This window comes from Pseudomonas sp. GM60, assembly GCF_000282415.1.
GTDB classification, from domain to species: Bacteria; Pseudomonadota; Gammaproteobacteria; order Pseudomonadales; family Pseudomonadaceae; genus Aquipseudomonas; species Aquipseudomonas migulae.
The window spans coordinates 31,957-55,632 of sequence record NZ_AKJI01000070.1; the positions used below are offsets into that span (position 1 = coordinate 31,957).

22 protein-coding genes are annotated in these 23,676 nt (G+C 60.1%); 9 read left to right on the forward strand and 13 right to left on the reverse strand.

The window, feature by feature from the left end; genetic code table 11:
- The first annotated feature begins 136 nt into the window (after positions 1-136).
- Both rep and PMI32_RS12075 read left to right on the forward strand, forming a co-directional pair.
- Positions 137-2,146, forward strand: a complete 2,010-nt coding sequence (gene rep, locus PMI32_RS12080) for a DNA helicase Rep (protein ID WP_008030544.1) — start codon at positions 137-139, stop codon at positions 2,144-2,146.
- Between the two features lie 69 nt (positions 2,147-2,215).
- Complete coding sequence (locus PMI32_RS12075) at positions 2,216-2,788, forward strand: xanthine phosphoribosyltransferase (RefSeq protein WP_008030547.1); 573 nt, start codon at positions 2,216-2,218, stop codon at positions 2,786-2,788.
- Between the two features lie 159 nt (positions 2,789-2,947).
- Here the strand turns inward: PMI32_RS12075 and PMI32_RS12070 are convergent, their stop codons facing one another.
- The 6 genes from PMI32_RS12070 to dadA all read right to left on the reverse strand — a co-directional run bounded on the left by PMI32_RS12070 (position 2,948) and on the right by dadA (position 9,197).
- Complete coding sequence (locus PMI32_RS12070) at positions 2,948-4,870, reverse strand: acetyl-CoA hydrolase/transferase C-terminal domain-containing protein (protein ID WP_008030549.1); 1,923 nt, start codon at positions 4,868-4,870, stop codon at positions 2,948-2,950.
- 256 nt (positions 4,871-5,126) lie between these two features.
- Positions 5,127-5,540, reverse strand: coding sequence for a c-type cytochrome (locus tag PMI32_RS0128900; protein ID WP_032828815.1), 414 nt, complete (start codon positions 5,538-5,540; stop codon positions 5,127-5,129).
- A gap of 182 nt (positions 5,541-5,722) precedes the next feature.
- Positions 5,723-6,271 (reverse strand): cupin domain-containing protein, encoded by a 549-nt coding sequence (locus PMI32_RS12065; RefSeq protein WP_007947433.1) that lies wholly within the window; start codon positions 6,269-6,271, stop codon positions 5,723-5,725.
- A 125-nt stretch (positions 6,272-6,396) separates the two neighbouring features.
- On the reverse strand, positions 6,397-7,470 hold the full coding sequence (alr, locus tag PMI32_RS12060; protein ID WP_008030552.1) for an alanine racemase: 1,074 nt from the start codon (positions 7,468-7,470) through the stop codon (positions 6,397-6,399).
- Between the two features lie 97 nt (positions 7,471-7,567).
- Positions 7,568-7,921: a RidA family protein gene (locus PMI32_RS12055; protein WP_008030554.1), complete on the reverse strand. Its 354-nt coding sequence runs from the start codon at positions 7,919-7,921 to the stop codon at positions 7,568-7,570.
- The gene (gene dadA, locus PMI32_RS12050) at positions 7,893-9,197 is read right to left on the reverse strand and encodes a D-amino acid dehydrogenase (protein WP_008030556.1); all 1,305 of its coding nucleotides are present in this window, start codon (positions 9,195-9,197) and stop codon (positions 7,893-7,895) included. The genes PMI32_RS12055 and dadA overlap by 29 nt, the downstream gene beginning before the upstream one ends.
- Positions 9,198-9,353: 156 nt before the next feature.
- On the opposite strand from dadA, the gene PMI32_RS12045 reads away from it, so the two are divergent.
- Positions 9,354-9,842: an Lrp/AsnC ligand binding domain-containing protein gene (locus PMI32_RS12045; protein WP_003177284.1), complete on the forward strand. Its 489-nt coding sequence runs from the start codon at positions 9,354-9,356 to the stop codon at positions 9,840-9,842.
- Positions 9,843-9,954: 112 nt separating this feature from the next.
- On the opposite strand, the gene PMI32_RS12040 is transcribed toward PMI32_RS12045, so the two are convergent.
- The gene (locus PMI32_RS12040; RefSeq protein WP_007947437.1) at positions 9,955-10,308 is read right to left on the reverse strand and encodes a YkgJ family cysteine cluster protein; all 354 of its coding nucleotides are present in this window, start codon (positions 10,306-10,308) and stop codon (positions 9,955-9,957) included.
- Positions 10,309-10,455: 147 nt separating this feature from the next.
- On the opposite strand from PMI32_RS12040, the gene PMI32_RS12035 reads away from it, so the two are divergent.
- A complete protein-coding gene (locus PMI32_RS12035) occupies positions 10,456-11,748 on the forward strand; it encodes an NAD(P)/FAD-dependent oxidoreductase (protein ID WP_008030558.1) in 1,293 nt (430 codons plus the stop codon).
- Positions 11,749-11,866: 118 nt separating this feature from the next.
- Here the strand turns inward: PMI32_RS12035 and PMI32_RS12030 are convergent, their stop codons facing one another.
- Positions 11,867-12,112, reverse strand: coding sequence for a DUF1127 domain-containing protein (locus PMI32_RS12030; protein ID WP_008030560.1), 246 nt, complete (start codon positions 12,110-12,112; stop codon positions 11,867-11,869).
- Positions 12,113-12,291: 179 nt separating this feature from the next.
- On the opposite strand from PMI32_RS12030, the gene PMI32_RS12025 reads away from it, so the two are divergent.
- Together PMI32_RS12025 and PMI32_RS12020 are read left to right on the forward strand one after the other, a co-directional pair.
- On the forward strand, positions 12,292-13,725 hold the full coding sequence (locus tag PMI32_RS12025; protein WP_008030561.1) for an aminotransferase-like domain-containing protein: 1,434 nt from the start codon (positions 12,292-12,294) through the stop codon (positions 13,723-13,725).
- A 60-nt stretch (positions 13,726-13,785) separates the two neighbouring features.
- A complete protein-coding gene (locus PMI32_RS12020) occupies positions 13,786-15,354 on the forward strand; it encodes a phospholipase D family protein (protein ID WP_008030562.1) in 1,569 nt (522 codons plus the stop codon).
- A 108-nt stretch (positions 15,355-15,462) separates the two neighbouring features.
- Here PMI32_RS12020 and PMI32_RS12015 read toward each other — a convergent pair whose 3' ends face one another.
- Together PMI32_RS12015 and PMI32_RS12010 are read right to left on the reverse strand one after the other, a co-directional pair.
- Positions 15,463-16,608: an MFS transporter gene (locus tag PMI32_RS12015; RefSeq protein ID WP_008030563.1), complete on the reverse strand. Its 1,146-nt coding sequence runs from the start codon at positions 16,606-16,608 to the stop codon at positions 15,463-15,465.
- A gap of 190 nt (positions 16,609-16,798) precedes the next feature.
- Entirely contained in the window at positions 16,799-18,292 is a 1,494-nt protein-coding gene (locus tag PMI32_RS12010) for an aldehyde dehydrogenase (RefSeq protein ID WP_008030565.1), read from the reverse strand.
- 249 nt (positions 18,293-18,541) lie between these two features.
- Here PMI32_RS12010 and PMI32_RS12005 point away from each other — a divergent pair, with 249 nt between their 5' ends.
- Positions 18,542-18,904, forward strand: coding sequence for a cupin domain-containing protein (locus PMI32_RS12005; RefSeq protein ID WP_008030568.1), 363 nt, complete (start codon positions 18,542-18,544; stop codon positions 18,902-18,904).
- A 188-nt stretch (positions 18,905-19,092) separates the two neighbouring features.
- Here the strand turns inward: PMI32_RS12005 and rpmG are convergent, their stop codons facing one another.
- Together rpmG and rpmB are read right to left on the reverse strand one after the other, a co-directional pair.
- Positions 19,093-19,248, reverse strand: a complete 156-nt coding sequence (gene rpmG, locus PMI32_RS12000) for a 50S ribosomal protein L33 (RefSeq protein ID WP_007894709.1) — start codon at positions 19,246-19,248, stop codon at positions 19,093-19,095.
- Positions 19,249-19,259: 11 nt separating this feature from the next.
- Positions 19,260-19,493 (reverse strand): 50S ribosomal protein L28, encoded by a 234-nt coding sequence (rpmB, locus tag PMI32_RS11995; protein ID WP_003176907.1) that lies wholly within the window; start codon positions 19,491-19,493, stop codon positions 19,260-19,262.
- A 446-nt stretch (positions 19,494-19,939) separates the two neighbouring features.
- On the opposite strand from rpmB, the gene PMI32_RS11990 reads away from it, so the two are divergent.
- Positions 19,940-21,526, forward strand: a complete 1,587-nt coding sequence (locus PMI32_RS11990) for an ABC transporter substrate-binding protein (RefSeq protein ID WP_008030572.1) — start codon at positions 19,940-19,942, stop codon at positions 21,524-21,526.
- 129 nt (positions 21,527-21,655) lie between these two features.
- On the opposite strand, the gene radC is transcribed toward PMI32_RS11990, so the two are convergent.
- Entirely contained in the window at positions 21,656-22,330 is a 675-nt protein-coding gene (gene radC, locus PMI32_RS11985; RefSeq protein ID WP_008030574.1) for a RadC family protein, read from the reverse strand.
- A gap of 136 nt (positions 22,331-22,466) precedes the next feature.
- On the opposite strand from radC, the gene coaBC reads away from it, so the two are divergent.
- A complete protein-coding gene (gene coaBC / locus PMI32_RS11980) occupies positions 22,467-23,675 on the forward strand; it encodes a bifunctional phosphopantothenoylcysteine decarboxylase/phosphopantothenate--cysteine ligase CoaBC (RefSeq protein ID WP_008030577.1) in 1,209 nt (402 codons plus the stop codon).
- The last annotated feature ends 1 nt before the right edge of the window (position 23,676 follow it).

Consider the following 23,676-nt stretch of genomic DNA (forward strand, 5'->3'; position numbering starts at 1 on the left):
CGTTGCGCATCCTGCGTGAAAGTAACAAAACCGGCAAATATAGATAGCGTGTTACGTCACAAGTCGGAGAGAGCAGCACAATTCGCTGAGCCTGTTAAAATGCCGGCCCATTTCGTACTGACTCCTGAATTTACGTATGTCCCGACTCAATCCCCGGCAGCAAGAAGCCGTGAGCTACGTCGGCGGCCCTCTTTTGGTGCTCGCCGGTGCAGGCTCCGGCAAGACCAGCGTGATCACGCGCAAAATCGCGCACTTGATCCAGAACTGCGGCATCCGCGCCCAGTACATCGTCGCCATGACCTTTACCAACAAGGCCGCGCGCGAGATGAAGGAACGGGTCGGCACCCTGCTCAAGGGCGGCGAAGGCCGTGGCCTGACGGTGTGTACCTTCCACAACCTGGGCCTCAACATCATCCGCAAGGAACACGTGCGGCTGGGCTACAAACCGGGCTTCTCGATCTTCGACGAGACCGACGTCAAAGCCCTGATGACCGACATCATGCAGAAGGAATACGCGGGCGACGACGGCGTCGATGAGATCAAGAACATGATCGGCTCGTGGAAAAACGACCTGATCCTGCCCGCCGAAGCCCTGGAAAACTCGCGCAATCCCAAGGAACAGACCGCCGCCATCGTCTACACCCACTACCAACGCACGCTCAAGGCGTTCAACGCGGTGGACTTCGACGACCTGATCCTGCTGCCGGTGAAACTGTTCCAGGAACACGCCGACATCCTCGAAAAGTGGCAGAACAAAGTCCGCTACTTGCTGGTGGACGAATACCAGGACACCAACGCCAGCCAGTATTTGCTGGTGAAGTTGCTGATCGGCACGCGCAACCAGTTCACCGTGGTGGGCGACGACGACCAGTCGATCTACGCCTGGCGCGGCGCCCGCCCGGAAAACCTGATGCTGCTCAAGGACGACTACCCGTCCCTGAAAGTGGTGATGCTGGAGCAAAACTATCGCTCCACCAGCCGCATCCTGCGCTGCGCCAACGTGCTGATCTCGAACAACCCGCACGAATTCGAAAAGCAGCTGTGGAGCGAGATGGGTCACGGCGACGAGATCCGCGTGATCCGCTGCCGCAACGAAGACGCCGAAGCCGAGCGCGTGGCCGTGGAACTGCTGACCCTGCACTTGCGCACCGACCGGCCCTACAGCGATTTCGCGATCCTGTATCGCGGTAACTATCAGGCCAAGCTGATCGAGCTGAAGTTGCAGCACCACCAGATTCCGTATCGGTTGTCCGGCGGCAACAGCTTTTTCGGACGCCAGGAAGTGAAAGACCTGATGGCCTACTTCCGCCTGATCGTGAACCCGGACGACGACAACGCCTTCCTGCGGGTGATCAACGTCCCGCGCCGGGAAATCGGTTCGACGACGCTTGAGAAGCTCGGCAACTACGCCACCGAACGCAAAATCTCGATGTACGCCGCCACCGACGAAATCGGCCTGGGCGAGCATCTGGATGCGCGCTTCACCGATCGCCTGTCGCGCTTCAAGCGTTTCATGGACAAGGTGCGCGAGCAGTGCGCCGGCGAAGACCCGATTTCGGCGCTGCGCAGCATGGTCATGGACATCGACTACGAGAACTGGCTGCGCACCAACAGCTCCAGCGACAAGGCCGCCGACTACCGCATGGGTAACGTCTGGTTCCTGATCGAGGCGTTGAAAAACACCCTGGAGAAAGACGAAGAAGGCGAGATGACCGTCGAGGACGCCATCGGCAAACTCGTCCTGCGCGACATGCTGGAACGTCAGCAGGAAGAGGAAGACGGCGCCGAAGGCGTGCAGATGATGACCTTGCACGCCTCCAAAGGGCTGGAGTTCCCTTACGTGTTCATCATGGGCATGGAAGAGGAAATCCTCCCGCACCGCTCCAGCATCGAAGCCGACACCATCGAAGAAGAACGCCGCCTGGCCTACGTTGGCATTACCCGCGCACGCCAGACCCTGGCCTTCACCTTCGCGGCCAAGCGCAAGCAGTACGGCGAGATCATCGACTGCGCGCCCAGCCGCTTCCTCGATGAACTGCCGCCGGACGACCTGGCCTGGGAAGGCACCGACGACACGCCGGTAGAAGTCAAAGCCGTTCGCGGCAATACCGCATTGGCCGATATACGGGCGATGTTAAAGCGCTAGAATTGAGCACTTTTTAACCGACACTTTTTCACAAACTAGGCGCACATGGCGCCAGTAGAGGAACGCTTCATGGAAGCACTGCACCAGAAAATTCGCGAACAAGGCATCGTGCTTTCCGATCAGGTCCTGAAGGTCGACGCCTTTTTGAACCACCAGATCGACCCGGCGCTGATGAAACTGATCGGCGACGAGTTCGCTGCGCTGTTCAAGGACTCGGGCATCACCAAGATCGTCACCATCGAAGCCTCGGGCATCGCTCCGGCGATCATGACCGGCCTGAACCTGGGCGTACCGGTGATTTTCGCGCGCAAGCATCAGTCCCTGACCCTGACCGAAAACCTGCTGTCGGCGACCGTTTACTCGTTCACCAAGCAGACCGAAAGCACCGTGGCGATCTCCCCGCGCCACCTGACCAGCAGCGACCGCGTGCTGATCATCGATGACTTTTTGGCCAACGGTAAGGCGTCCCAGGCGCTGATCTCGATCATCAAACAGGCCGGCGCGACCGTGGCCGGTCTGGGTATCGTGATCGAGAAGTCGTTCCAGGGTGGACGTGCGGAACTGGATGCGCAGGGTTATCGCGTTGAATCGTTGGCTCGCGTTAAGTCGCTGGCTGGCGGTGTCGTGACCTTCATCGAATAACGCCACGCCATTTGCCGCGTTATCCCTATTATTGGATTACGCCGCAAACCCTGTAGGAGCCGGCTTGCCGGCGATGAGGCCCTAACATCCAACATCTACGTTGACTGTTACGCCGCTATCGCCGGCAAGCCGGCTCCTACAGTTGTTTTGGGTTGGCGGTTACTGCGCGGTGGCTTTCAGGCCGGTGAGCAGCAGCCGCTGAAACAGGTCCTCTTTCAACCCTTCCGGGTTGGTCAGCTGCATGCGCTCCAGATGCTCGGGAAACGCTGCCGGTTCGGGCGCATCCAGCGCCGCCTTGCCCAACTCCAGAATCTCCGTCAGCTTGAACTTGCTCTTCAACCAGTTCAGCGCCCGCAACAAATCCCGCTCATGCGCGGTGAAATCACTCCCCAGCGGATACTCCGGAAACAACTGCGGATGCCGCGCCTGAATCGCCTGTAAACGTTCTGGTCGGTTGTCGGCAAAACGCGGATCGAGACGAAAACTCTTCGGCAGTTTCCCGGCACTCTGCGCCTGCTCGATCAAGCCGGGCTGGAACCGTGAATCGCTGATGTTCAGCAACGCCTCGATCACTGCCGCATCGGTCTTGCCACGCAAATCGGCGATACCGTATTCAGTGACCACGATGTCCCGCAGATGCCGCGGGATTGTGCAATGGCCGTATTGCCAGACGATGTTGGAACTGACCTCCCCGCCCGCCTCGCGCCAGCTTCGCAGCAGCAGAATCGAACGCGCGCCTTCCAGCGCATGGCCCTGGGCGACGAAGTTGTATTGCCCACCGACGCCGCTGAGGACACGACCGTCTTCAAGCTGATCGGCCACGCCGGCCCCGAGCAACGTCATGGTGAATACGGTGTTGATGAAGCGCGCATCCAGGCGTTGCAAGCGTTTGAGTTCCTCCTGACCGTACAGCTCGTTGATGTAGCTGATACGGGTCATGTTGAATTCGAGTCGCTTGCTCTGGGGCAGCTCTCGAAGACGCTCGTAGAAACTGCGCGGCCCGAGGAAGAATCCGCCGTGCACCGAAATGCCGTCGGTTTGCGCCGCTTCATCCAGCGTGCCGGCATTCGCCTGTTGTTGGGTTGGCACATCGGGGTAGACCTTGCGCCGCACGATGCCGGCGTCGACCAGCACCAGCAGGCCGTTGACGAACATTTCGCTGCAACCATAAAGGCCTTTGGCAAACGGTTCGACGCCGCCTTCGCGGCCGATCAACTGCGCCCACTGGCTCAGATTCACATCCGCCAGCAGTGCCTGGTAACCGGCGTTATCCGCCTGCCGCGCCAACAACGCCGCCGTCAGCGCGTCGCCCATGGCGCCGATGCCGATCTGCAAGGTGCCGCCATCGCGGACCAGCGCGCTGGCGTGCAGACCGATGAAATGGTCCTGGAAACCCACCGGCATGTTCGGCGTCGAGAACAGCGTGGTGTTGTCTTTCTCGTCGACCAGCAGGTCGAAAGTGTCGATGCCGATTTCCGCATCACCGGGCATGTACGGCAAGTCGTTGTGTACCTGGCCCACGAGCAGGACCGTCTCCCCCGCCGCCCTGCGCTTGGCGATCATCGGAAACAGGTCGAGGGTGATATCCGGATTGCAACTCAGGCTCAGGCGATCCGGGTGTTCGGAGTGGCTGGCCACCAGTTGCGCGACCAGGTTCAAACCGGCCGCGTTGATATCCCGTGCGGCGTGGCTGTAGTTGCTGCTCACGTAGTCCTGCTGGGCGGATTCGCTATGAAGCAGGCTGCCGGGCTGCATGAAAAACTGTTGAATATGGATGTTGGGCGGCAGGCTGTCCTTGCGCAGGCCCGCGAGGAAATCCAGCTCCGGATAATCGCCGAATACCCGTTCGATGAAGGGTTCGAGGAAGCGCTTCTGCAAGCCGTCGCCCAATGCAGGACGGCCCAGGCACAGCGCGGTGTAGATCGTCAGCTTGCGCTCGGGCAATTGCGCAACGCGTTGATACAGCGCGTTGACGAAGTGGTTGGGTTTGCCCAGACCGAGGGGCAGGCCCATGTGGATATGCGCCGGCAACCGCGCCAGCACCTCATCGACCGCTTGCTCGATAGAACACAGCTGCACCATCTGATCCTCCCTTACATTCCATGAATTGGGGTTGGACCGAGCTTGCCGGGTCTTTGCTGCAATGAACAGCCTCGGGCGGTAAATCGCTTTATGCCCACCACCTGTAGGAGCCGGCTTGCTGGCGATGAACGATCACACGGTTTACCTGGTTAACCGCGGCGTCTGGATCGCCAGCAAGCCGGCTCCTACAGGTCCGTGAACAACGGGCACAAAAAAGCCGCCCGGAGGCGGCTTTTTCGCTAACGATGCGGGCGTGTTACAGGCCGGACATCTCTTTGATGGCGCCCTTCAGCTCGTCGTCGGAGCAGTCGGCGCAGGTGCCTTTAGGCGGCATCGCATTGATACCGGTAATGGCTTTGGCCAGGATGCCGTCGAGACCGCCCTGGTGATCGGCGCGTTCTTTCCAGGCAGCCTTGTCGCCGATTTTCGGCGCGCCCAAAAGGCCGGTGCCGTGGCAAGCGTTGCAATGTTTTGCAATCACGTCTTTAGGTGCCTTGGCACCGCCACCGCCGCCAGAAGCAGCAGCGACTTCCATCCCCTTGCACTCTTGACCCTGAACACAAACTTGGCCAACTGGATCAAGGCGTTTTGCAATATCGTCATTCGTCGCAGCTTGAGCGCTGACAGCCCAAAGGGCCAAAACGGTTGCTGGTGCAGCCAGCATTTTCATAATTAGGTTCACGCGTTCACCCTCAATGGTGGCTAGTCACGCCTACGGCCACGGTTCGCAGGCGGGCGCAAGTATAGCGGTAAGCCCGCCGCACTGAAACAACCCCAAAGTCGAAGGGGTCTTGTTGCGCCGCGGAAAAACCCTTTGGGTGCCGCTGCCGTGCTGGCAGGGCGCCTCTTCTCTTAAAAATTCGCTGGCGTGGCTGCGCTGATTAGTCGCGCCGGCGCGTCGAACGGATTACGGAAACGGTGCGGCTTGGTACTTTCAAAGTAGTAGCTATCACCGGCTTCGAGCACAAAAGTTTCCAGCCCGACCACCAGCTCCAGACGCCCTTCCACCAGAATCCCGGTTTCCTCGCCCTCATGGGTGAGCATCTCGTCACCGGTGTCGGCGCCTGGCGGGTAGATTTCATTGAGGAAGGCAATGGCGCGGCTCGGGTGAGCCCGGCCGACCAGTTTCATGGTCACTGCGCCATCGGAAATATCGATCAGTTCGTTAGCCTTGTAGACGATCTGAGTCGGTTTTTCCTGCAGGATCTCTTCGGAAAAGAACTCGACCATCGACATGGGAATCCCGCCCAGAACCTTGCGCAGCGAACTGATCGAGGGACTGACGCTGTTCTTCTCGATCATCGAAATGGTGCTGTTGGTGACGCCCGCGCGTTTGGCGAGTTCACGCTGCGAAAGACCTTTGAGCTTACGGATGGATTGCAGTCGTTCACCGACGTCCAAGCTTGCGCCTCCAGGATTCAGGTTGTAGGAATATTGAGCGTTATCATGGCGACAGCGTTCAGTATTTACAACACTTTGGCCTGAATCCTGTTCAGCGAAGCGACTTCCGGTCCGCGCGGTTCGGGTCAAGCCCCGGAATAGAGCAGCGGAACCCGGCGCAGGTTGCAGAAGATCTGATAGGGAATCGTGTCCGCGGCTTCCGCCACGGTGCTGGCCAGCACGTTTTTGCCCCACAACTCGACGGTCGAACCGAGGCCGGCTTGCGGTACATCGGTCAGATCGATGCACAGCATGTCCATCGACACCCGGCCGATCAACTGGCTGAGCTGCCCGGCGACCATCACCGGCGTACCGGTCGGTGCATGACGCGGATAGCCATCGGCATAACCCATCGCCACCACGCCAACGCGCATCGGCTTCTGGGTGATGAACCTGGCGCCGTAACCGATCGGCTCGCCGGCCGGCAGCTCCTGCACGCAAATCACTTTCGATTCCAGGGTCATCACCGGTTGCAGGCGCGATGCCACGGCATTGGCTTCTTCGAAAGGTGTGGCGCCGTAGAGCATGATGCCCGGACGCACCCAGTCACTCGGGATCTGCGGCCAACCGAGCACTGCCGGCGAGTTGCGCAGGCTGACCTCGGCGGACAAACCCTGACGGGCCGCTTCAAACACCGCCACCTGCTCGGCACTGGCTTGACTGTGCAGCTCATCGGCGCGGGCGAAGTGGCTCATCAGCACCACTTTCGCGACCTTGCCGCTGGCCAGCAGCCGTTGATAGCCCGCCTGGTAATCCTTTGGTTGCAGACCGACCCGGTGCATGCCCGAATCGAGTTTGAGCCAGACCGTGATCGGCTTGCTCAGCGCGGCTTTTTCGATGGCTTCAAGCTGCCACAGCGAATGCACCACGCACCAGAAATCATGCTCGACGATCAGCGCCAGCTCGTCGGCCTCGAAAAAACCTTCCAGCAACAACACCGGCGCGCGAATGCCGGCAGCGCGCAGTTCCAACGCTTCTTCGATACAGGCCACGGCAAACCCGTCCGCCTCGGCCTCCAGCGCCTGGGCGCAACGCACTGCGCCATGGCCGTAGGCATCCGCCTTGATCACCGCGAGGGCCTTGGCCCCGGTGAGTTCACGGGCGATCTGAAAGTTGTGACGCAGGGCTTGAAGGTCGATCAGGGCACGGGCTGGACGCATGGCGGCAGGGCTTCTAGGCGGTCATGGGAATAAAAACCGGCGCTGGCTGACAGCGTGAACCGCCAACAGCACCGGGAGAGGGATCTTTCTGACAGGCTTACGGTAGAGCGGCTACAACCGACAGCTCGATCAGGATTTCCGGTTCGCACAGCTTCGACTCAACCGTTGCACGGGCCGGGGCGACGCCTTTTGGCAGCCACTTGTCCCACACCGCGTTCATGCCTTCGAAGTGCGCGTCGATGTCTTTCAGGTAAATCGTCACCGACAGCAAATGGTGCTTGTCGGTACCCGCCATATCCAGCAAACGCTCGATATTGGCGAGGGTTTCGCGAGTCTGCTGTTCAATCCCGGCGTTCATGTCGTCGCCGACCTGCCCTGCCAAATACACCGTACCGTTGTGAGCGACGATCTGACTCATGCGCTCATTGGTGAGCTGGCGCTGGATTGCCATGTTTTGCGGGCTCCTGGACTTTGCTGCCATAACGGGAAATATCGAGGCCTTCTGCACTGATCTGTGGCGTTTTCTTCGCCATCAGGTCGGCCAGCAAGCGACCGGAGCCGCACGCCATGGTCCAGCCGAGGGTGCCGTGACCGGTGTTCAGGAACAGGTTGCTGAACGGCGTTGCACCCACAATCGGCGTGCCGTCCGGCGTGGTCGGACGCAGACCGGTCCAGAAACTTGCCTGGGCCAGATCGCCGCCCTGAGGATAAAGGTCGTTGACGATCATCTCCAGGGTTTCGCGCCGACGCGGGTTCAGCGACAGGTCAAAACCGGCAATTTCAGCCATGCCGCCTACGCGGATGCGGTTGTCGAAACGGGTGATCGCGACCTTATAGGTCTCGTCGAGAATGGTCGACGTCGGGGCCATCGCCGGGTTGGTGATCGGCACGGTCAGGGAGTAACCCTTGAGCGGGTAAACCGGTGCCTTGATGCCCAGCGGCTTGAGCAGTTGCGGCGAGTAGCTGCCGAGTGCCAATACGTAGCGGTCAGCGGTTTCCAGCTTGCCGTCGATCCACACACCGTTGATGCGATCACCGGCGTAGTCGAGCTTCTGAATGTCTTGGCCGAAGCGGAATTCCACACCCAGTTTCACAGCCATTTCGGCCAGGCGACTGGTGAACATCTGGCAATCGCCGGTCTGGTCGTTCGGCAGGCGCAGGGCACCGGCAAGGATATCGGTCACGCTGGCCAGCGCCGGCTCAACGCGAGCAATGCCGGCACGGTCGAGCAGTTCGAACGGCACGCCGGACTCTTTCAGTACGGCGATGTCTTTCGCGGCGCCGTCGAGTTGAGCCTGGGTGCGGAACAATTGAGTAGTACCGAGGCTGCGGCCTTCGTAGGCAATGCCGGTTTCGGCGCGCAGTTCGTCGAGGCAGTCACGGCTGTATTCGGACAGACGGACCATGCGCTCCTTGTTCACCGCATAACGGCTGGCGGTACAGTTGCGCAGCATCTGCGCCATCCACAGGTATTGGTCGATGTCGGCAGTGGCCTTGATCGCCAGCGGTGCGTGGCGCTGCAACAGCCACTTGATGGCCTTGAGCGGCACACCCGGTGCGGCCCACGGCGAGGCATAACCCGGCGAAACCTGCCCGGCGTTGGCGAAACTGGTCTCCATGGCCGCAGCCGGCTGACGGTCCACCACCACCACTTCGAACCCGGCACGCGCCAGATAATAAGCACTGGTGGTACCGATGACGCCGCTACCCAAGACCATAACGCGCATTTTCATATCCCTCATCGCGGCGTGCCGCTGACGTTTGTAGAACAGACCGTAGATGTGGGCAGTTTAAAAAAGATTAGCCAGTGCATTTCACTATATAAGCACCTATATTTGGCGACAATTCTCGGCAAAAACGCTTTTCACGGAGGCGCATCCCCTATGCGTACCAACACTCAGACCAAACGTGAGCTGGACAAGATCGACCGCAACATCCTGCGGATCCTGCAAGCGGACGGGCGTATCTCCTTCACGGAGCTTGGGGAAAAGGTCGGGCTCTCGACCACGCCCTGCACCGAGCGGGTCCGGCGCTTGGAGCGCGAAGGGATCATCATGGGCTACAACGCCCGGCTGAACCCGCAGCACCTCAAGGGTAGTCTGCTGGTGTTCGTCGAGATCAGCCTCGACTACAAATCCGGCGATACTTTCGAAGAGTTCCGACGCGCGGTGCTGAAACTGCCCCATGTGCTGGAATGCCATTTGGTGTCAGGGGATTTCGACTACCTGGTGAAGGCGCGGATCTCGGAGATGGCTTCTTATCGCAAGCTGCTGGGCGACATCCTGCTCAAGCTGCCGCATGTGCGGGAATCGAAGAGCTATATCGTGATGGAAGAGGTGAAGGAGAGTCTGAGTCTGCCGATTCCGGATTGAAAGTTTTGCGGTGTCTGATCGGGCCCCATCGCGAGCAGGCTCACTCCTACAGTTGAAATGCATTCCAATGTGGGAGTGAGCCTGCTCGCGATTGAGGCGACTCGGTCTCGACTTAGACGAGCACCTGCCGGGTAGAAGCCATGTACTCATGAATCTGCTTCTCCACCCGTGGATGAATCAACTCCACCGGCCCCCGCCCATTCGGGCACGGCAAGGTCTTGGTGGTGCCGAACAACCGGCAAATCAGCGGTCGCTCGTCATACACCGTGCAGCCGTTGGGCCCCAAGTGCACACAGTTGAGTTCATCCATCGCCGCATCCTGCTCGGCGCGGGTCTTGCGCGGCAGGCGCGACATTTCTTCCGGCGAGGTGGTCACCGGTCCGCAGCAGTCATGGCAGCCGGGCACGCACTCGAACGAGGGAATCTGCTGTCGCAACGTGCGGATTTTCTGACTGTTGCAGCTCATCGAAACGGTGACCCAAAGCGGACTGGAGCGCGATTCTGACGCAAACGCGCCGATCCAGACAGCCACAACCGACCAGTGTTACCCGCGCCGGAAGGTCCGGCTTATGCTCCGTCAAATTTACTAAACACAAAAATCAGGATGATGCGCATGAATGCCCGTGCTCAGCACACCGCCTCTTATTACGCCGCCAGCAGCCTGCCGCAGCCCGATCACCCGGTGTTGAAAGGCGAGCTGGTAGCCGATGTGTGCGTGGTCGGCGGCGGGTTTTCCGGGCTGAACACCGCGCTTGAGCTGGCGGAACGCGGCCTGAGCGTGGTGCTGCTCGAAGCGCACAAGATTGGCTGGGGCGCCAGCGGCCGTAATGGTGGGCAACTGATTCGTGGCGTCGGTCATGGGCTCGATCAGTTCGCCAACGTGATCGGCACGGACGGCGTGCGTCAGATGAAACTCATGGGCCTGGAAGCGGTGGAAATCGTCCGACAGCGCGTCGAGCGTTTTCAGATCCCTTGCGACCTGACCTGGGGTTACTGCGATCTCGCCAACAAACCCCGCGACCTGGAAGGTTTCGCCGAAGACGCCGAGGAACTGCGCAGCCTTGGTTACCGCTACGAAACCCGATTGCTGCAAGCCCATGAAATGCACAGCGTGGTGGGTTCTGACCGCTACGTCGGCGGCCTGATCGACATGGGTTCGGGCCATTTGCACCCACTGAATCTGGCATTGGGCGAAGCCGCCGCTGCGCAGCAACTGGGCGCCAGACTGTTTGAGCAATCGGCAGTGACCCGCATTGATTACGGCCCGGAGGTGAGGGTCCATACGGCTCAAGGTTCGGTTCGTGCAAAAACCCTGGTGCTGGGCTGCAACGCCTACCTCAACCAACTCAACCCCGAACTCAGCGGCAAGGTGTTGCCCGCCGGCAGCTACATCATCGCCACCGAACCCTTGAGCGAAGAACAGGCACATGAACTGCTGCCGCAGAACATGGCGGTGTGTGATCAAAGGGTGGCGCTGGATTACTACCGACTCTCGGCGGATCGTCGCTTGCTGTTTGGCGGTGCGTGCCATTATTCAGGTCGCGACCCGAAGGACATCGCCGCGTATATGCGGCCGAAGATGCTTGAGGTTTTCCCGCAACTGGCCGGCGCGAAGATTGATTATCAGTGGGGCGGGATGATCGGCATTGGCGCTAATCGATTGCCGCAGATTGGCCGGCTCAAGGACCAGCCTAACGTGTATTACGCCCAGGCTTATTCAGGTCACGGCGTGAATGCCACGCATCTGGCGGGCAAGCTGCTGGCCGAGGCGATTAGTGGACAGCAGGGTGGCGGGTTCGATCTGTTTGCCAAGGTGCCGCACATTACTTTCCCCGGCGGGAAGCATTTGCGTTCGCCGCTGTTGGCGTTGGGGATGTTGTGGCATCGGCTTAAAGAGTTGGTCTGAGGGATTTGTGGCGTCAGTGATGACGCCTTCGCGGGCAAGCCTCGCTCCTACAGTTGGACGCGTATCCCTTGTAGGAGCGAGGCTTGCCCGCGAATGGATCTAATGAACACCACAAACCTCAGATCCGCCAGAAAGGCTTAAGCCCCTCCTCCCGCGCCTGTTCCCGGCTCAACCCGACATCCCGCAATTGCTCCGGCGTCAGTTCCAGCAACGCCTTGCGCGTGTGCAGACGATGCCAGAACAGACCCCAGCGATTCAGGCCCGACGGTGCGTTGCGCATCAACGCCTCGCGCGTACCGTTGATTTGCCCTGCCGCCAGTTCCTGACTGCGTAACGTCAGCCGCACATCGCTCAAGCCGTTCATTTTGATTGCTCCTGTTTACTTGGGTAGCCAGAGCTTTCATGATGCGCGGACGGCGAAAAGCATTACAGATTCAACCAACCTGTATTAATTCCATACAGATTTGACGTTTTAGCCTCTGAATTACAATTTTTTGCCTGATCTGTACTGGTTAACCGAATCACCCACACCGAGACTGCGCCATGACCCTTTACGTCAACCTCGCCGAATTGCTCGGCACGCGGATCGAACAGGGCTTCTATCGCCCCGGCGACCGGCTGCCGTCGGTGCGGGCATTAAGCGTCGAACACGGGGTCAGCCTGAGCACGGTGCAACAGGCCTATCGGGTGCTGGAAGACAGCGGACTGGCGATGCCGAAACCCAAGTCCGGCTATTTCGTCCCGGTCAGCCGCGACTTGCCGGAACTGCCGGCGATTGGCCGTCCGGCGCAACGTCCTGTGGATATCTCGCAGTGGGACCAGGTGCTGGAACTGATCCGCGCGGTGCCGCGCAAAGACGTGGTGCAACTGGGTCGCGGCATGCCGGACATCACCACGCCAACCATGAAACCGTTGCTGCGCAACCTCGCGCGCATCAGTCGACGGCAGGACATGCCCGGCCTGTATTACGACAACATCCATGGCACCCTCGAACTGCGTGAGCAAATCGCCCGCCTGATGCTCGACTCCGGCTGCCAACTGACGGCCAACGACCTGGTGATCACCACCGGCTGCCACGAAGCGCTGTCCACCAGCATTCGCTCCATCTGTGAACCGGGCGACATCGTCGCGGTGGATTCGCCGAGCTTTCACGGCGCCATGCAGACGCTCAAGGGCTTGAACATGAAAGCCCTGGAAATCCCCACCGACCCGCTGACCGGGATCAGCCTCGATGCACTGGAACTGGCCCTGGAGCAATGGCCGATCAAGGCCATACAGTTGACCCCCAACTGCAACAACCCGTTGGGCTACATCATGCCGGAATCGCGCAAACGCGCGTTGTTGACGCTTGCACAGCGGTTCGACGTGGCGATCATCGAGGACGATGTGTATGGCGAACTGGCCTACAACTACCCGCGACCGCGCACGATCAAATCCTTCGACGAAGACGGCCGCGTCCTGCTCTGCAGTTCCTTCTCCAAGACCCTCGCTCCAGGCCTGCGCATCGGCTGGGTTGCACCGGGCCGCTATCTGGAGCGGGTGCTGCACATGAAATACATCAGCACCGGCAGCACAGCGCCGCAACCGCAGATCGCCATCGCCGAATTCCTCAAGGCCGGTCACTTCGAGCCTCATTTGCGGCGGGTGCGCACACAATACCAGCGCAATCGCGACATCATGATCGATTGGGTCAGCCGCTATTTTCCCGCCGGCACCCGCGCCAGTCGGCCGCAAGGCAGTTTCATGCTCTGGGTCGAACTGCCCGATGGCTTCGACACCCTGAAACTGAACCGCGCCCTGCATGACCAAGGCGTACAGATTGCCGTCGGCAGCATCTTTTCGCCCTCGGGCAAATACCGCAATTGCCTGCGGATGAACTACGCTGCCAAGCCAACACCACAGATCGAAGACGCAGTGCGCAAGGTCGGCGCGGCGGCAATCAAACTGCTGGCGGAAAATGAGAACTTCACCGACTGACCTTTAGCCGAGATCCAGCGTCCATATGTCGACAACTGCCGCCAATCGGACCGATCCCACGTGAGAGTCAGACAGCCCCTACTCGCTCTGCTGCTACTCGCCTCGCTCCTGGGCGGTTGCGCCAGTCTCGATGTTCAACGCGAACCGAGCCAGGCGCTGCCCGCCAGCGACTCGGCATTCGGTCGATCAATCCAGGCCCAGGCCGCGCCCCACGAGGGCAAGTCCGGCTTTCGGCTGCTGTCCAATAGCGGCGAAGCGTTCATGGCCCGTGCCGAGCTGATCCGCAACGCCCAAAGCAGCCTCGACTTGCAGTACTACATCGTCCATGACGGCATTAGCACACGGATGCTGGTGGACGAATTGCTCAAGGCTGCCGACCGTGGCGTACGCGTGAGAATCCTGCTCGACGACACCACCAGCGATGGCCTCGACTGGATCATCGCCACGCTGGCGGCGCACCCGCAGATCCAGATCCGCCTGTTCAACCCGCTGCACCTGGGCCGTAGCACCGGCGTAACGCGGACCATGGGCCGGCTGTTCAACCTGTCGCTGCAACACCGGCGCATGCACAACAAACTGTGGCTGGCGGACAACAGCGCCGCCATCGTTGGCGGGCGTAACCTGGGGGACGAGTATTTCGATGCCGAGCCCAACCTGAATTTCACCGACATCGACATGCTCGGCGTCGGGCCGGTCGCCGAGCAGTTGGGCCACAGCTTTGATCAGTATTGGAACAGTGCGCTGAGCAAGCCGATCGATGAATTCCTGTCGAGCCGACCGACGCAAAAGGACCTGCAAAACACCCGCACGCGCCTGGAAGAATCACTGGAAGAGACGCGCAAACAGAATCACGCGCTGTATCAACAATTGATGACTTACACCACAAACCCCCGCATGGACATCTGGCGCCGGGAGCTGATCTGGGCCTGGAACCAGGCGTTGTGGGACGCACCGAGCAAGGTTTTGGCAGACGGCGAACCCGACCCGCAATTGCTGCTGACCACGCAGTTGGCGCCTCAGCTGAACGGGGTCAGCAAAGAGCTGATCATGATCTCGGCTTACTTCGTACCGGGCCAGCCAGGGCTGGTTTACCTGACTGGCCGCGCCGATGCCGGGGTCTCTGTCAGCCTGCTGACCAACTCGCTGGAAGCCACCGATGTACCGGCGGTGCACGGCGGTTATGCGCCCTATCGCCGGGCATTGCTGGAACATGGCGTGAAGTTGTACGAATTGCGTCGCCAGCCCGGCGAAGGCGGCGGCAGCGGGCCGCATATTTTCTACAGCAAGCCATACCGGGGTTCCGATTCGAGTCTGCACAGCAAAGCGATGATCTTCGACCAGCAGAAATCCTTCATCGGCTCGTTCAACTTCGACCCGCGCTCGCTACTGTGGAACACCGAGGTCGGGGTGCTGGTAGACAGCCCCGAACTCGCTGTCTATGTGCGCAAGGCGGCGCTGGAAGGTATGGCGCCGCCTCTGAGTTATGAGGTGAAACTGGAAGACGAGCGGATCGTCTGGGTGACTGAAGACGACGGCAAAATGCACACATTGACCGATGAACCGGGAAGCTGGTGGCGCCATTTCAATGCATGGATGAGCACCGCCGTGGGACTGGAGAAAATGCTCTAACCCACAATAAAAAACCCCTGTAGGAGCGAGCCTGCTCGCGATGGTGTGTCAGCCACACAGGTTTGGCTGACACACCATCGCGAGCAGGCTCGCTCCTACATTTCGGTTTCAGGCAGGCTCGGCCACCGTGCCGAACGCACCTTGGCGCGACAACAAAATCACCAGTCCTAACGCACCCGCCGCCATCAACAGCGGCAACGCATGACCGCTAATCCACTGACTACCGGCACCAGCCGCCAATGGTCCGACCAGGCAACCAATGCCCCATAGCTGCGCAATATGCGCATTGGCCCGCACCAGCGCATCGTCGCGATAACGCTCGCCGATCAGGATCAGCGACAAGGTGAACAAGCCCCCGGCACTGGCGCCGAACAACACCCACAATGGCCAGATCAGCAACGTGTCGATGAGCAATGGAATCGCCAGGCTCGAGAGCATCAGCACCACAGCGCAACCGGTGAACAACGTACGTCGCGACAAGCGATCCGCCAGTGCGCCAATCGGCAATTGCAGCAAGGCATCGCCCACCACCACAGTGCTGACCATCGCCAAGGCGATTTCCGTGGTAAAGCCCTGGCGCAGGCAATAGACCGGCAACAAGGTCAGGATCATCGCCTCGAACGCCGCGAACAGCGCCACGCCCCAGGCAATCGCCGGCAGGCCTCGGCAGAAGCCCCACAAGTCGCTGAAAGTCACGCTGCAGGCTTCGCTGGTCGGCGCACCGCTGCGGCCGAGCAACAGGAACGGTGCCGCCGTCAGCAAACCGACCCCGACCCAGAATCCATAATCGAGCTCAGTCCCCAGAACACCCAACAACAAAGGCCCGGCCAGCTGACTCAGCGCATAGCTGCTGCCATACAGCGCCACCAGCCGACCGCGCCATTGCTCGACCACCAACTGGTTGATCCAGCTTTCACCCAAGATAAAGACGAGGGTCAGGATCACCCCGATCATCAGCCGCAGCACCAGCCACACCGGATAACTCGGCAACAGCGCCAGCAAACCGATGGAGGCCGCCCCGGCCCACAGGCACAAGCGCATCAGATTGGCCGTGCCGAGCCGCGCCGCCAGATGGCTGGAGATCTTCGCCCCCAGCAATACGCCAATCGCCGGCATCGCGGCCATTACGCCGATGGCGAACGAACCGTAACCCCAGCCTTCCAGGCGAAACGATACCAGCGGCATGCTGACACCCAGGGCCAGGCCGACACTCAAGACAGACGCCAACACGGCGAAATAAGTCGCCCAACGCATGTTCCACGCTCCTGTGGATATTATTTTTCGCAGACAACACAAAACAAATGTGGGAGCGGGCTTGCTCGCGAAGAGGCCATCACATCCAACATCATCGTTGGCTGTTACGGCGCCTTCGCGAGCAAGCCCGCTCCCACAAGGGATCTGCGTCGCTCAGGAGCCCGATTGGCTATCGGACTCCTTCACTGGCTTACAACTTGATCCAGGTCGCCTTCAGCTCGGTGTACTTGTCGAACGCATGCAGCGATTTGTCACGACCGTTGCCCGACTGCTTGAAGCCACCAAACGGTGCGGTCATGTCGCCACCATCGTACTGGTTGACCCACACGCTACCGGCACGCAAGGCCCGGGCAGTCAGGTGAGCCTTCGAGATGTCCTTGGTCCACACCGCAGCAGCCAGGCCGTAAGGCGTATCGTTGGCAATCGCGATGGCTTCTTCGGCGGTATCGAAAGCGATGACCGACAACACCGGGCCAAAGATTTCTTCCTGGGCGATTTTCATCGCGTTGCTGACGCCGTCGAAAATCGTTGGCTCAACGTAGGTGCCACCGGTTTCCTGCAGCGTGCGCTTGCCGCCAGCAACCAGTTTGGCGCCGTCGGTGTGGCCGGATTCGATGTAGGACAGCACGGTGTTCATCTGCTGGGTGTCCACCAGCGCGCCGACGTTGGTCGCCGGGTCCAGCGGGTTGCCCGGCTTCCAGGCCTTCAAGGCCTCGATCACCAACGGCAGGAACTGGTCCTTGATCGAACGCTCGACCAGCAGACGCGAACCGGCGGTGCAGACTTCGCCCTGGTTGAAGGCGATGGCGCCCGCAGCCGCTTCCGCAGCTTCCTGCAGGTTCGGGGCATCGGCGAACACGATGTTCGGGCTCTTGCCGCCGGCTTCGAGCCAGACGCGCTTCATGTTCGATTCACCCGAGTAGATCAGCAGTTGCTTGGCGATCTTGGTCGAACCGGTGAACACCAGCGTGTCGACATCGTTGTGCAGGGCCAGGGCCTTGCCGACAGTGTGACCGTAGCCCGGCAGCACGTTCAGCACGCCTTTCGGGATGCCGGCTTCAACGGCCAGCGCCGCGATGCGGATGGCGGTCAGCGGTGATTTTTCGGATGGCTTGAGGATCACCGAGTTACCGGTGGACAGCGCCGGGCCGAGTTTCCAGCAGGCCATCATCAGCGGGAAGTTCCACGGCACGATGGCGCCGACAACGCCGACCGGCTCGCGAGTGACCAGACCCAACTGATCGTGCGGGGTCGCGGCGACTTCGTCGTAGATCTTGTCGATAGCCTCACCGCTCCAGCTCAGGGCTTGCGCCGCGCCGGGAACGTCGATGTACAGCGAATCGCTGATTGGTTTGCCCATATCGAGGGTTTCAAGCAGGGCCAGCTCTTCGGCGTGCTGTTTCAGCAGGCCGGCAAAACGGATCATGGTGGCTTTGCGTTTGGTCGGGGCCAAACGCGACCAGGCACCGGAATTGAACGTGGCGCGAGCGTTTTCAACAGCGCGCTGGGCGTCGGCGGCGTCACAGCTGGCAATCTTGCCCAGCAGACGGCCATCGACCGGACTGATGCACTCGAAGGTCTCGCTGGAGACGGCATCGGTGTATTCGCCATTGATGTAGGCGCGGCCTTCGATCTTCAGATCGCGAGCCCGTTGTTCCCAATCGGCACGAGTCAGGGTGGTCATTCGAGTGTCCTCCTCTTATTGAATACGAGCGCCCCGCGTTCTTCGCGGACGTCCCCAGGAATTCTGCCCAGCCAGCCTGCAATTCGGCCGAAGGCAACCGTCACCCTAAACCAGTGGCCGGGGTTGTTTCAATATATTTGACATAAGGTCGGTAAACGGCCTTGCGGTGTTCATTTTAATAAACATAGACTTGGGGCTTTCCAGCCATCTTTCCAGCCACTCGCGCCGCAATCACGGGGGATAACAATAATGAGCATCCAGAATATCGTCGATTTTAGCCAAGCCACTACCGAGCCCGAGCGTTACAGGCCGGACCCGGCGAAAATCTTGAAGGGCGACCCCGAGCAAGTGGTTTACAACCACTACAACAGCCCGTGCGGCCAGTTGAACGCCGGTGTGTGGGAAGGCGCTGTCGGTCAGTGGACGGTGAACTTCACCGAGCATGAATACTGCGAAATCGTTCAGGGTGTTTCAGTGCTGCGAGACCTCGACGGCAATGCCAAGACACTGCGCGTGGGTGATCGCTTCGTGATCCCGGCAGGCTTTCGTGGCACCTGGGAAGTGCTGGAGCCGTGCCGCAAGATTTATGTGGCGTTTGAACAGAAGGCCTGACGACTTGCGTTGTTCGGGCCGGCCTCATCGCGAGCAGGCTCGCTCCCACAGGGATCTATGTCGATCACAAAACCTGTGGGAGCGAGCCTGCTCGCGATGAGGCCCTGACAACCAACGCAAAACCCTCAGGCAACAAAAAAGGCCCGTATCTCGCGATACGGGCCTTTTTCGTAAGAGAGAAAAATCAATTACTTGATTTTGCCTTCTTTGTAGATCACGTGCTTGCGAACAACCGGATCAAATTTCTTGATCTCGATTTTGTCCGGAGTAGTGCGCTTGTTCTTGTCGGTAGTGTAGAAGTGACCAGTACCGGCGCTCGAAATCAAACGAATCAATTCACGCATGATTAGCTCCCTTAGATCTTGCCAGCGGCGCGGATTTCGGCCAGCACGACAGTGATGCCACGCTTGTCGATGATACGCATGCCTTTGGCAGATACGCGCAGACGCACGAAACGTTTCTCTTCTTCAACCCAGAAGCGGTGATGCTGCAGGTTCGGCAGGAAACGACGACGGGTTTTGTTGTTTGCGTGGGAAATGTTATTCCCAGTCACCGGACCCTTACCGGTAACTTGACATACTCTCGACATGCCTCAGCCCTCTAAAACCACATGCCCAACCCGGCATGGGTTGGCCGCTTAATCTCTCAGTCATTTGGCGCCAGGCGCCGCGTTTCTTTAGAGGTCTTACCGGCTACACCTACAGTGAAGGAACCGGGCCCCTAGAAAAGAGCGCTGCTTTATACCAGAAAGACTGAGGTGCAACAACATTCCGTGCGCACCGACTTGATAAAAACCCCATTTTTCAGGCTGCGAGCGCCTTGGGTAAAGGCTATCGTCGATAAAGACCGCTCGTCGCAGAAAATCGGCCAACCGGCCAATCCAGGGGTTTTCTCGGCCGGCATTCACCGAAAACGACCGCACATAGTCCCCTTAAAATGAAAAAGGGGATAGTCATTTACAAAAGAGCCCTCTAGGGTAAGCCTTTTCCAGACTGCACTTGCAGATGGGCCTTCGATCTGTAAAGGAATCCGACCATGCGCCTCGCTGCCCTACCGCTGTTGCTCGCCCCGCTTCTACTGAGCCCGCTGGCCCACGCCGCCGCCCTGAGCGTCTGCACCGAGGCCAGCCCGGAAGGGTTCGACGTGGTGCAATACAACTCGCTGACCACCACCAACGCCTCGGCCGACGTGCTGATGAACCGCTTGGTGGACTTCGATACCGCCAGCGGCAAAGTGGTCGCAGGCCTCGCGGACAGCTGGGAAGTCAGCCCGGATGGCCTGACCTACGTGTTCAAGCTGCATCCGCAGGTGAAATTCCACCGCACCGAATACTTCAGTCCGACCCGCGAACTGACCGCCGAAGACGTGAAATTCAGCTTCGAGCGCATGCTCGACCCTGCAAATCCGTGGCACAAAGTGGCGCAGAGCGGCTTCCCGCACGCGCAATCGATGCAATTGCCGGCGCTGATCAAGAAGATCGACGCGCTGGATCCGCTGACCGTGCGCTTCACCCTCGATCATCCGGAATCGACGTTCCTGCCGACCCTGAGCATGGGCTTCGCCTCGATCTACTCCGCCGAATACGCCGACCAGTTGCTGAAAGCCGGCACCCCGGAGAAGCTCAACAGCCAGCCGATCGGTAGCGGCCCGTTCGTGTTCACGCGTTTTCAGAAGGACGCCACGATCCGCTACAAAGCCAACCCGGACTACTTCCGTGGCAAGCCTTCGGTGGACCCGCTGATCTTCGCCATCACCCCGGACGCCAACGTGCGGTTGCAGAAACTGCGTCGTAACGAGTGCCAGATCGCCCTCTCGCCCAAACCACTGGACGTACAAGCCGCGCTGAAAGAGCCGACACTGAAAGTCGAAAAGACTGACGCGTTCATGACCGCGTTCGTTGCCATCAACAGCCAGCATCCGCCGCTGGACAAGCCTGAAGTGCGCCAGGCGATCAACCTCGCGTTCGACAAGGCCAACTACGTCAAAGCCGTGTTCGAAGACACCGCCGAAGCCGCCAACGGCCCGTATCCACCGAATACCTGGAGCTACGCCAAAGGCTTGCCGGGCTACGCGCATGACGCTGAAAAAGCCAAGGCACTGATGGCCAAGGCCGGCCTGAAAGACGGTTTCCAGACGACGATCTGGACCCGCCCGTCCGGAAGCCTGCTGAACCCCAACCCAAGCCTCGGCGCGCAGTTACTCCAGTCGGACCTGGCGGAAATCGGCATTCAGGCCGAGATTCGCGTGATCGAATGGGGCGAAGTGATCCGCCGCGCCAAGGCTGGCGAGCATGACTTGCTGTTCATGGGCTGGGCTGGCGACAACGGCGACCCGGATAACTTCCTGACGCCGCAGTTCTCCTGCGCGGCGGTCAAGTCCGGCACCAACTTCGCCCGTTACTGCAACCAGGACCTGGACAAGCTGATCAGTGCCGGCAAGACCACCTCCGAGCAAGGTGTACGCACCAAGCTCTATGAGCAGGCTCAGGCGCAGATCCAGCAGCAGGCGCTGTGGCTGCCGCTGGCCCACCCGACGGCCTTCGCGCTGATGCGCAAGGAAGTCGAGGGTTATTCGGTGAGCCCGTTTGGCCGTCAGGATTACTCCAAGGTCAACCTCAAATAACAGCCACACGCAAAACCTTGTAGGAGCCAGCTTGCTGGCGATGGCGTCAGCACATTCAACACCCAAGCTGAATTTACTGGCCTCATCGCCAGCAAGCTGGCTCCTACAGGGTTCGCGCTTTGCCCTGCATCACATCCACCCATACTCCGCCATCGACAGCGGATCGCCGTCGCCGATGATGAAATGGTCGAGTATCCGCACATCGATCAAGTCCAGCGCCTCTTGCAGGCGCTTGGTCAGCTTTCGGTCGGCATGACTAGGGTCGGGATTGCCTGAGGGATGGTTGTGGCAAAGGATCAAAGCTGCGGCGTTGTGAGCCAAAGCGCGCTTGACCACCTGACGCGGATAAACGCTGGTGCAGTCGATAGAGCCGCGAAACAGTGATTCAAACGCCAGCACTCGATGTTTCGAATCGAGAAACAGACAACCAAATACTTCATGAGGCTCATGTCGCAGCATCGACTTGAGGTAATCACGCACCATCAGCGGATTCTCCAACACGGAGCTGTGGCGCAAGCGCTCAGCCAGATGCCGACGGGCCATTTCCAACACTGCCTGCAACTGCGCAAACTTTGCCGGCCCGAGCCCCAACTGTCCGCTGAATGCCTTTAGATCGGCCTCCAGCAAGGCGCGCAGGCTGCCAAATTGACTCAACAAATGTCGCGCCAGATCCACCGCGCTTTTACCCGACACGCCGGTCCGTAAAAAAATCGCCAACAGCTCTGCGTCCGAAAGGCTCGCCGAACCCAACTCCAGTAACCTCTCCCGCGGCCGCTCGGCCGCTGGCCAATCGCGAATACTCATAGCACCTCCCTGGTCTGTGGGCGCCGCTGTTCCGTAGCGGTCGCTGTGATATCGTAGCCCATCTTTTTTGCGGGCGATTTCACTCCTGGGGAGGGGGTATCGCTACGCAGTCATCAACGAAATGAAAGGCAGACCTATGCAGCGGCTGTATCGGAAACGCATCGTTCTGGGCGTCGGCGGCGGTATTGCTGCCTACAAGAGCGCCGATCTGGTTCGCCGCCTGATCGATCAGGGCGCCGAAGTGCGCGTGGTCATGACCCGTGGCGGCGCCGAGTTCATCACTCCGCTGACCATGCAGGCCCTGTCCGGGCACCCGGTCCACCTGGACCTGCTGGACCCGGCGGCCGAAGCGGCGATGGGCCACATCGAACTCGCCAAGTGGGCCGACATGGTGCTGATCGCTCCGGCGACCGCGGACCTGATCGCCCGCCTGGCCCAAGGCATCGCCGACGACCTGCTGACCACGCTGGTGCTGGCCACCGACGCTGTGGTCGCCGTCGCCCCGGCGATGAACCAGGCCATGTGGCGCGACCCGGCGACCCAGGCCAACCTGCAAACCCTCGAAAGCCGCAGCATCAAGGCCTTCGGCCCGGCCTCGGGCAGCCAGGCCTGTGGCGATGTGGGCCTGGGCCGCATGCTCGAAGCCGTCGAACTCGCCCAATGCGCGGCGGACTGCTTCCAGCGCCAGGCGCTGACCGGCAAACACGTGCTGATCACCGCCGGCCCGACCCAGGAAAACATCGACCCGGTGCGCTACATCACCAACCACAGCTCCGGAAAAATGGGCTTTGCCCTGGCCGAAGCTGCCGTTGAAGCAGGCGCCCGCGTGACCCTAATCACCGGCCCGGTGCACCTGCCGACGCCGGATAGAGTCACCCGCATCGACGTGGTCAGCGCCCGCGACATGCTCGCCGCTTGCGAAGCCGCGATCCCTTGCGACCTGTTCATCGCCTCGGCAGCAGTCGCGGACTACCGCCCGGAAGTCGTCGCCCCACAGAAACTCAAGAAAGACCCTACGAACGGCGACGGCTTGCTACTACAAATGGTCCGCAACCCAGACATTCTGGCCACCATTGCCACGCGCCCCGACCGCCCATTCAGCGTCGGTTTCGCCGCTGAAACCGAACACCTGCTCGATTACGCTGCGCGCAAGTTGAAAGACAAGAACCTCGATTTGATCGTCGCCAACGACGTCGCCAACCCGAGCATTGGCTTCAACAGCGAAGAAAACGCCTGCAGCGTGATCGACCGTGAGCTCCACGCCACACTTTTCGCCCAGACCAGCAAGAGCAAGATTGCTCGCCAGCTGATCACTTTTATCGCCGAACGTCTGAACCAGGTTTAAT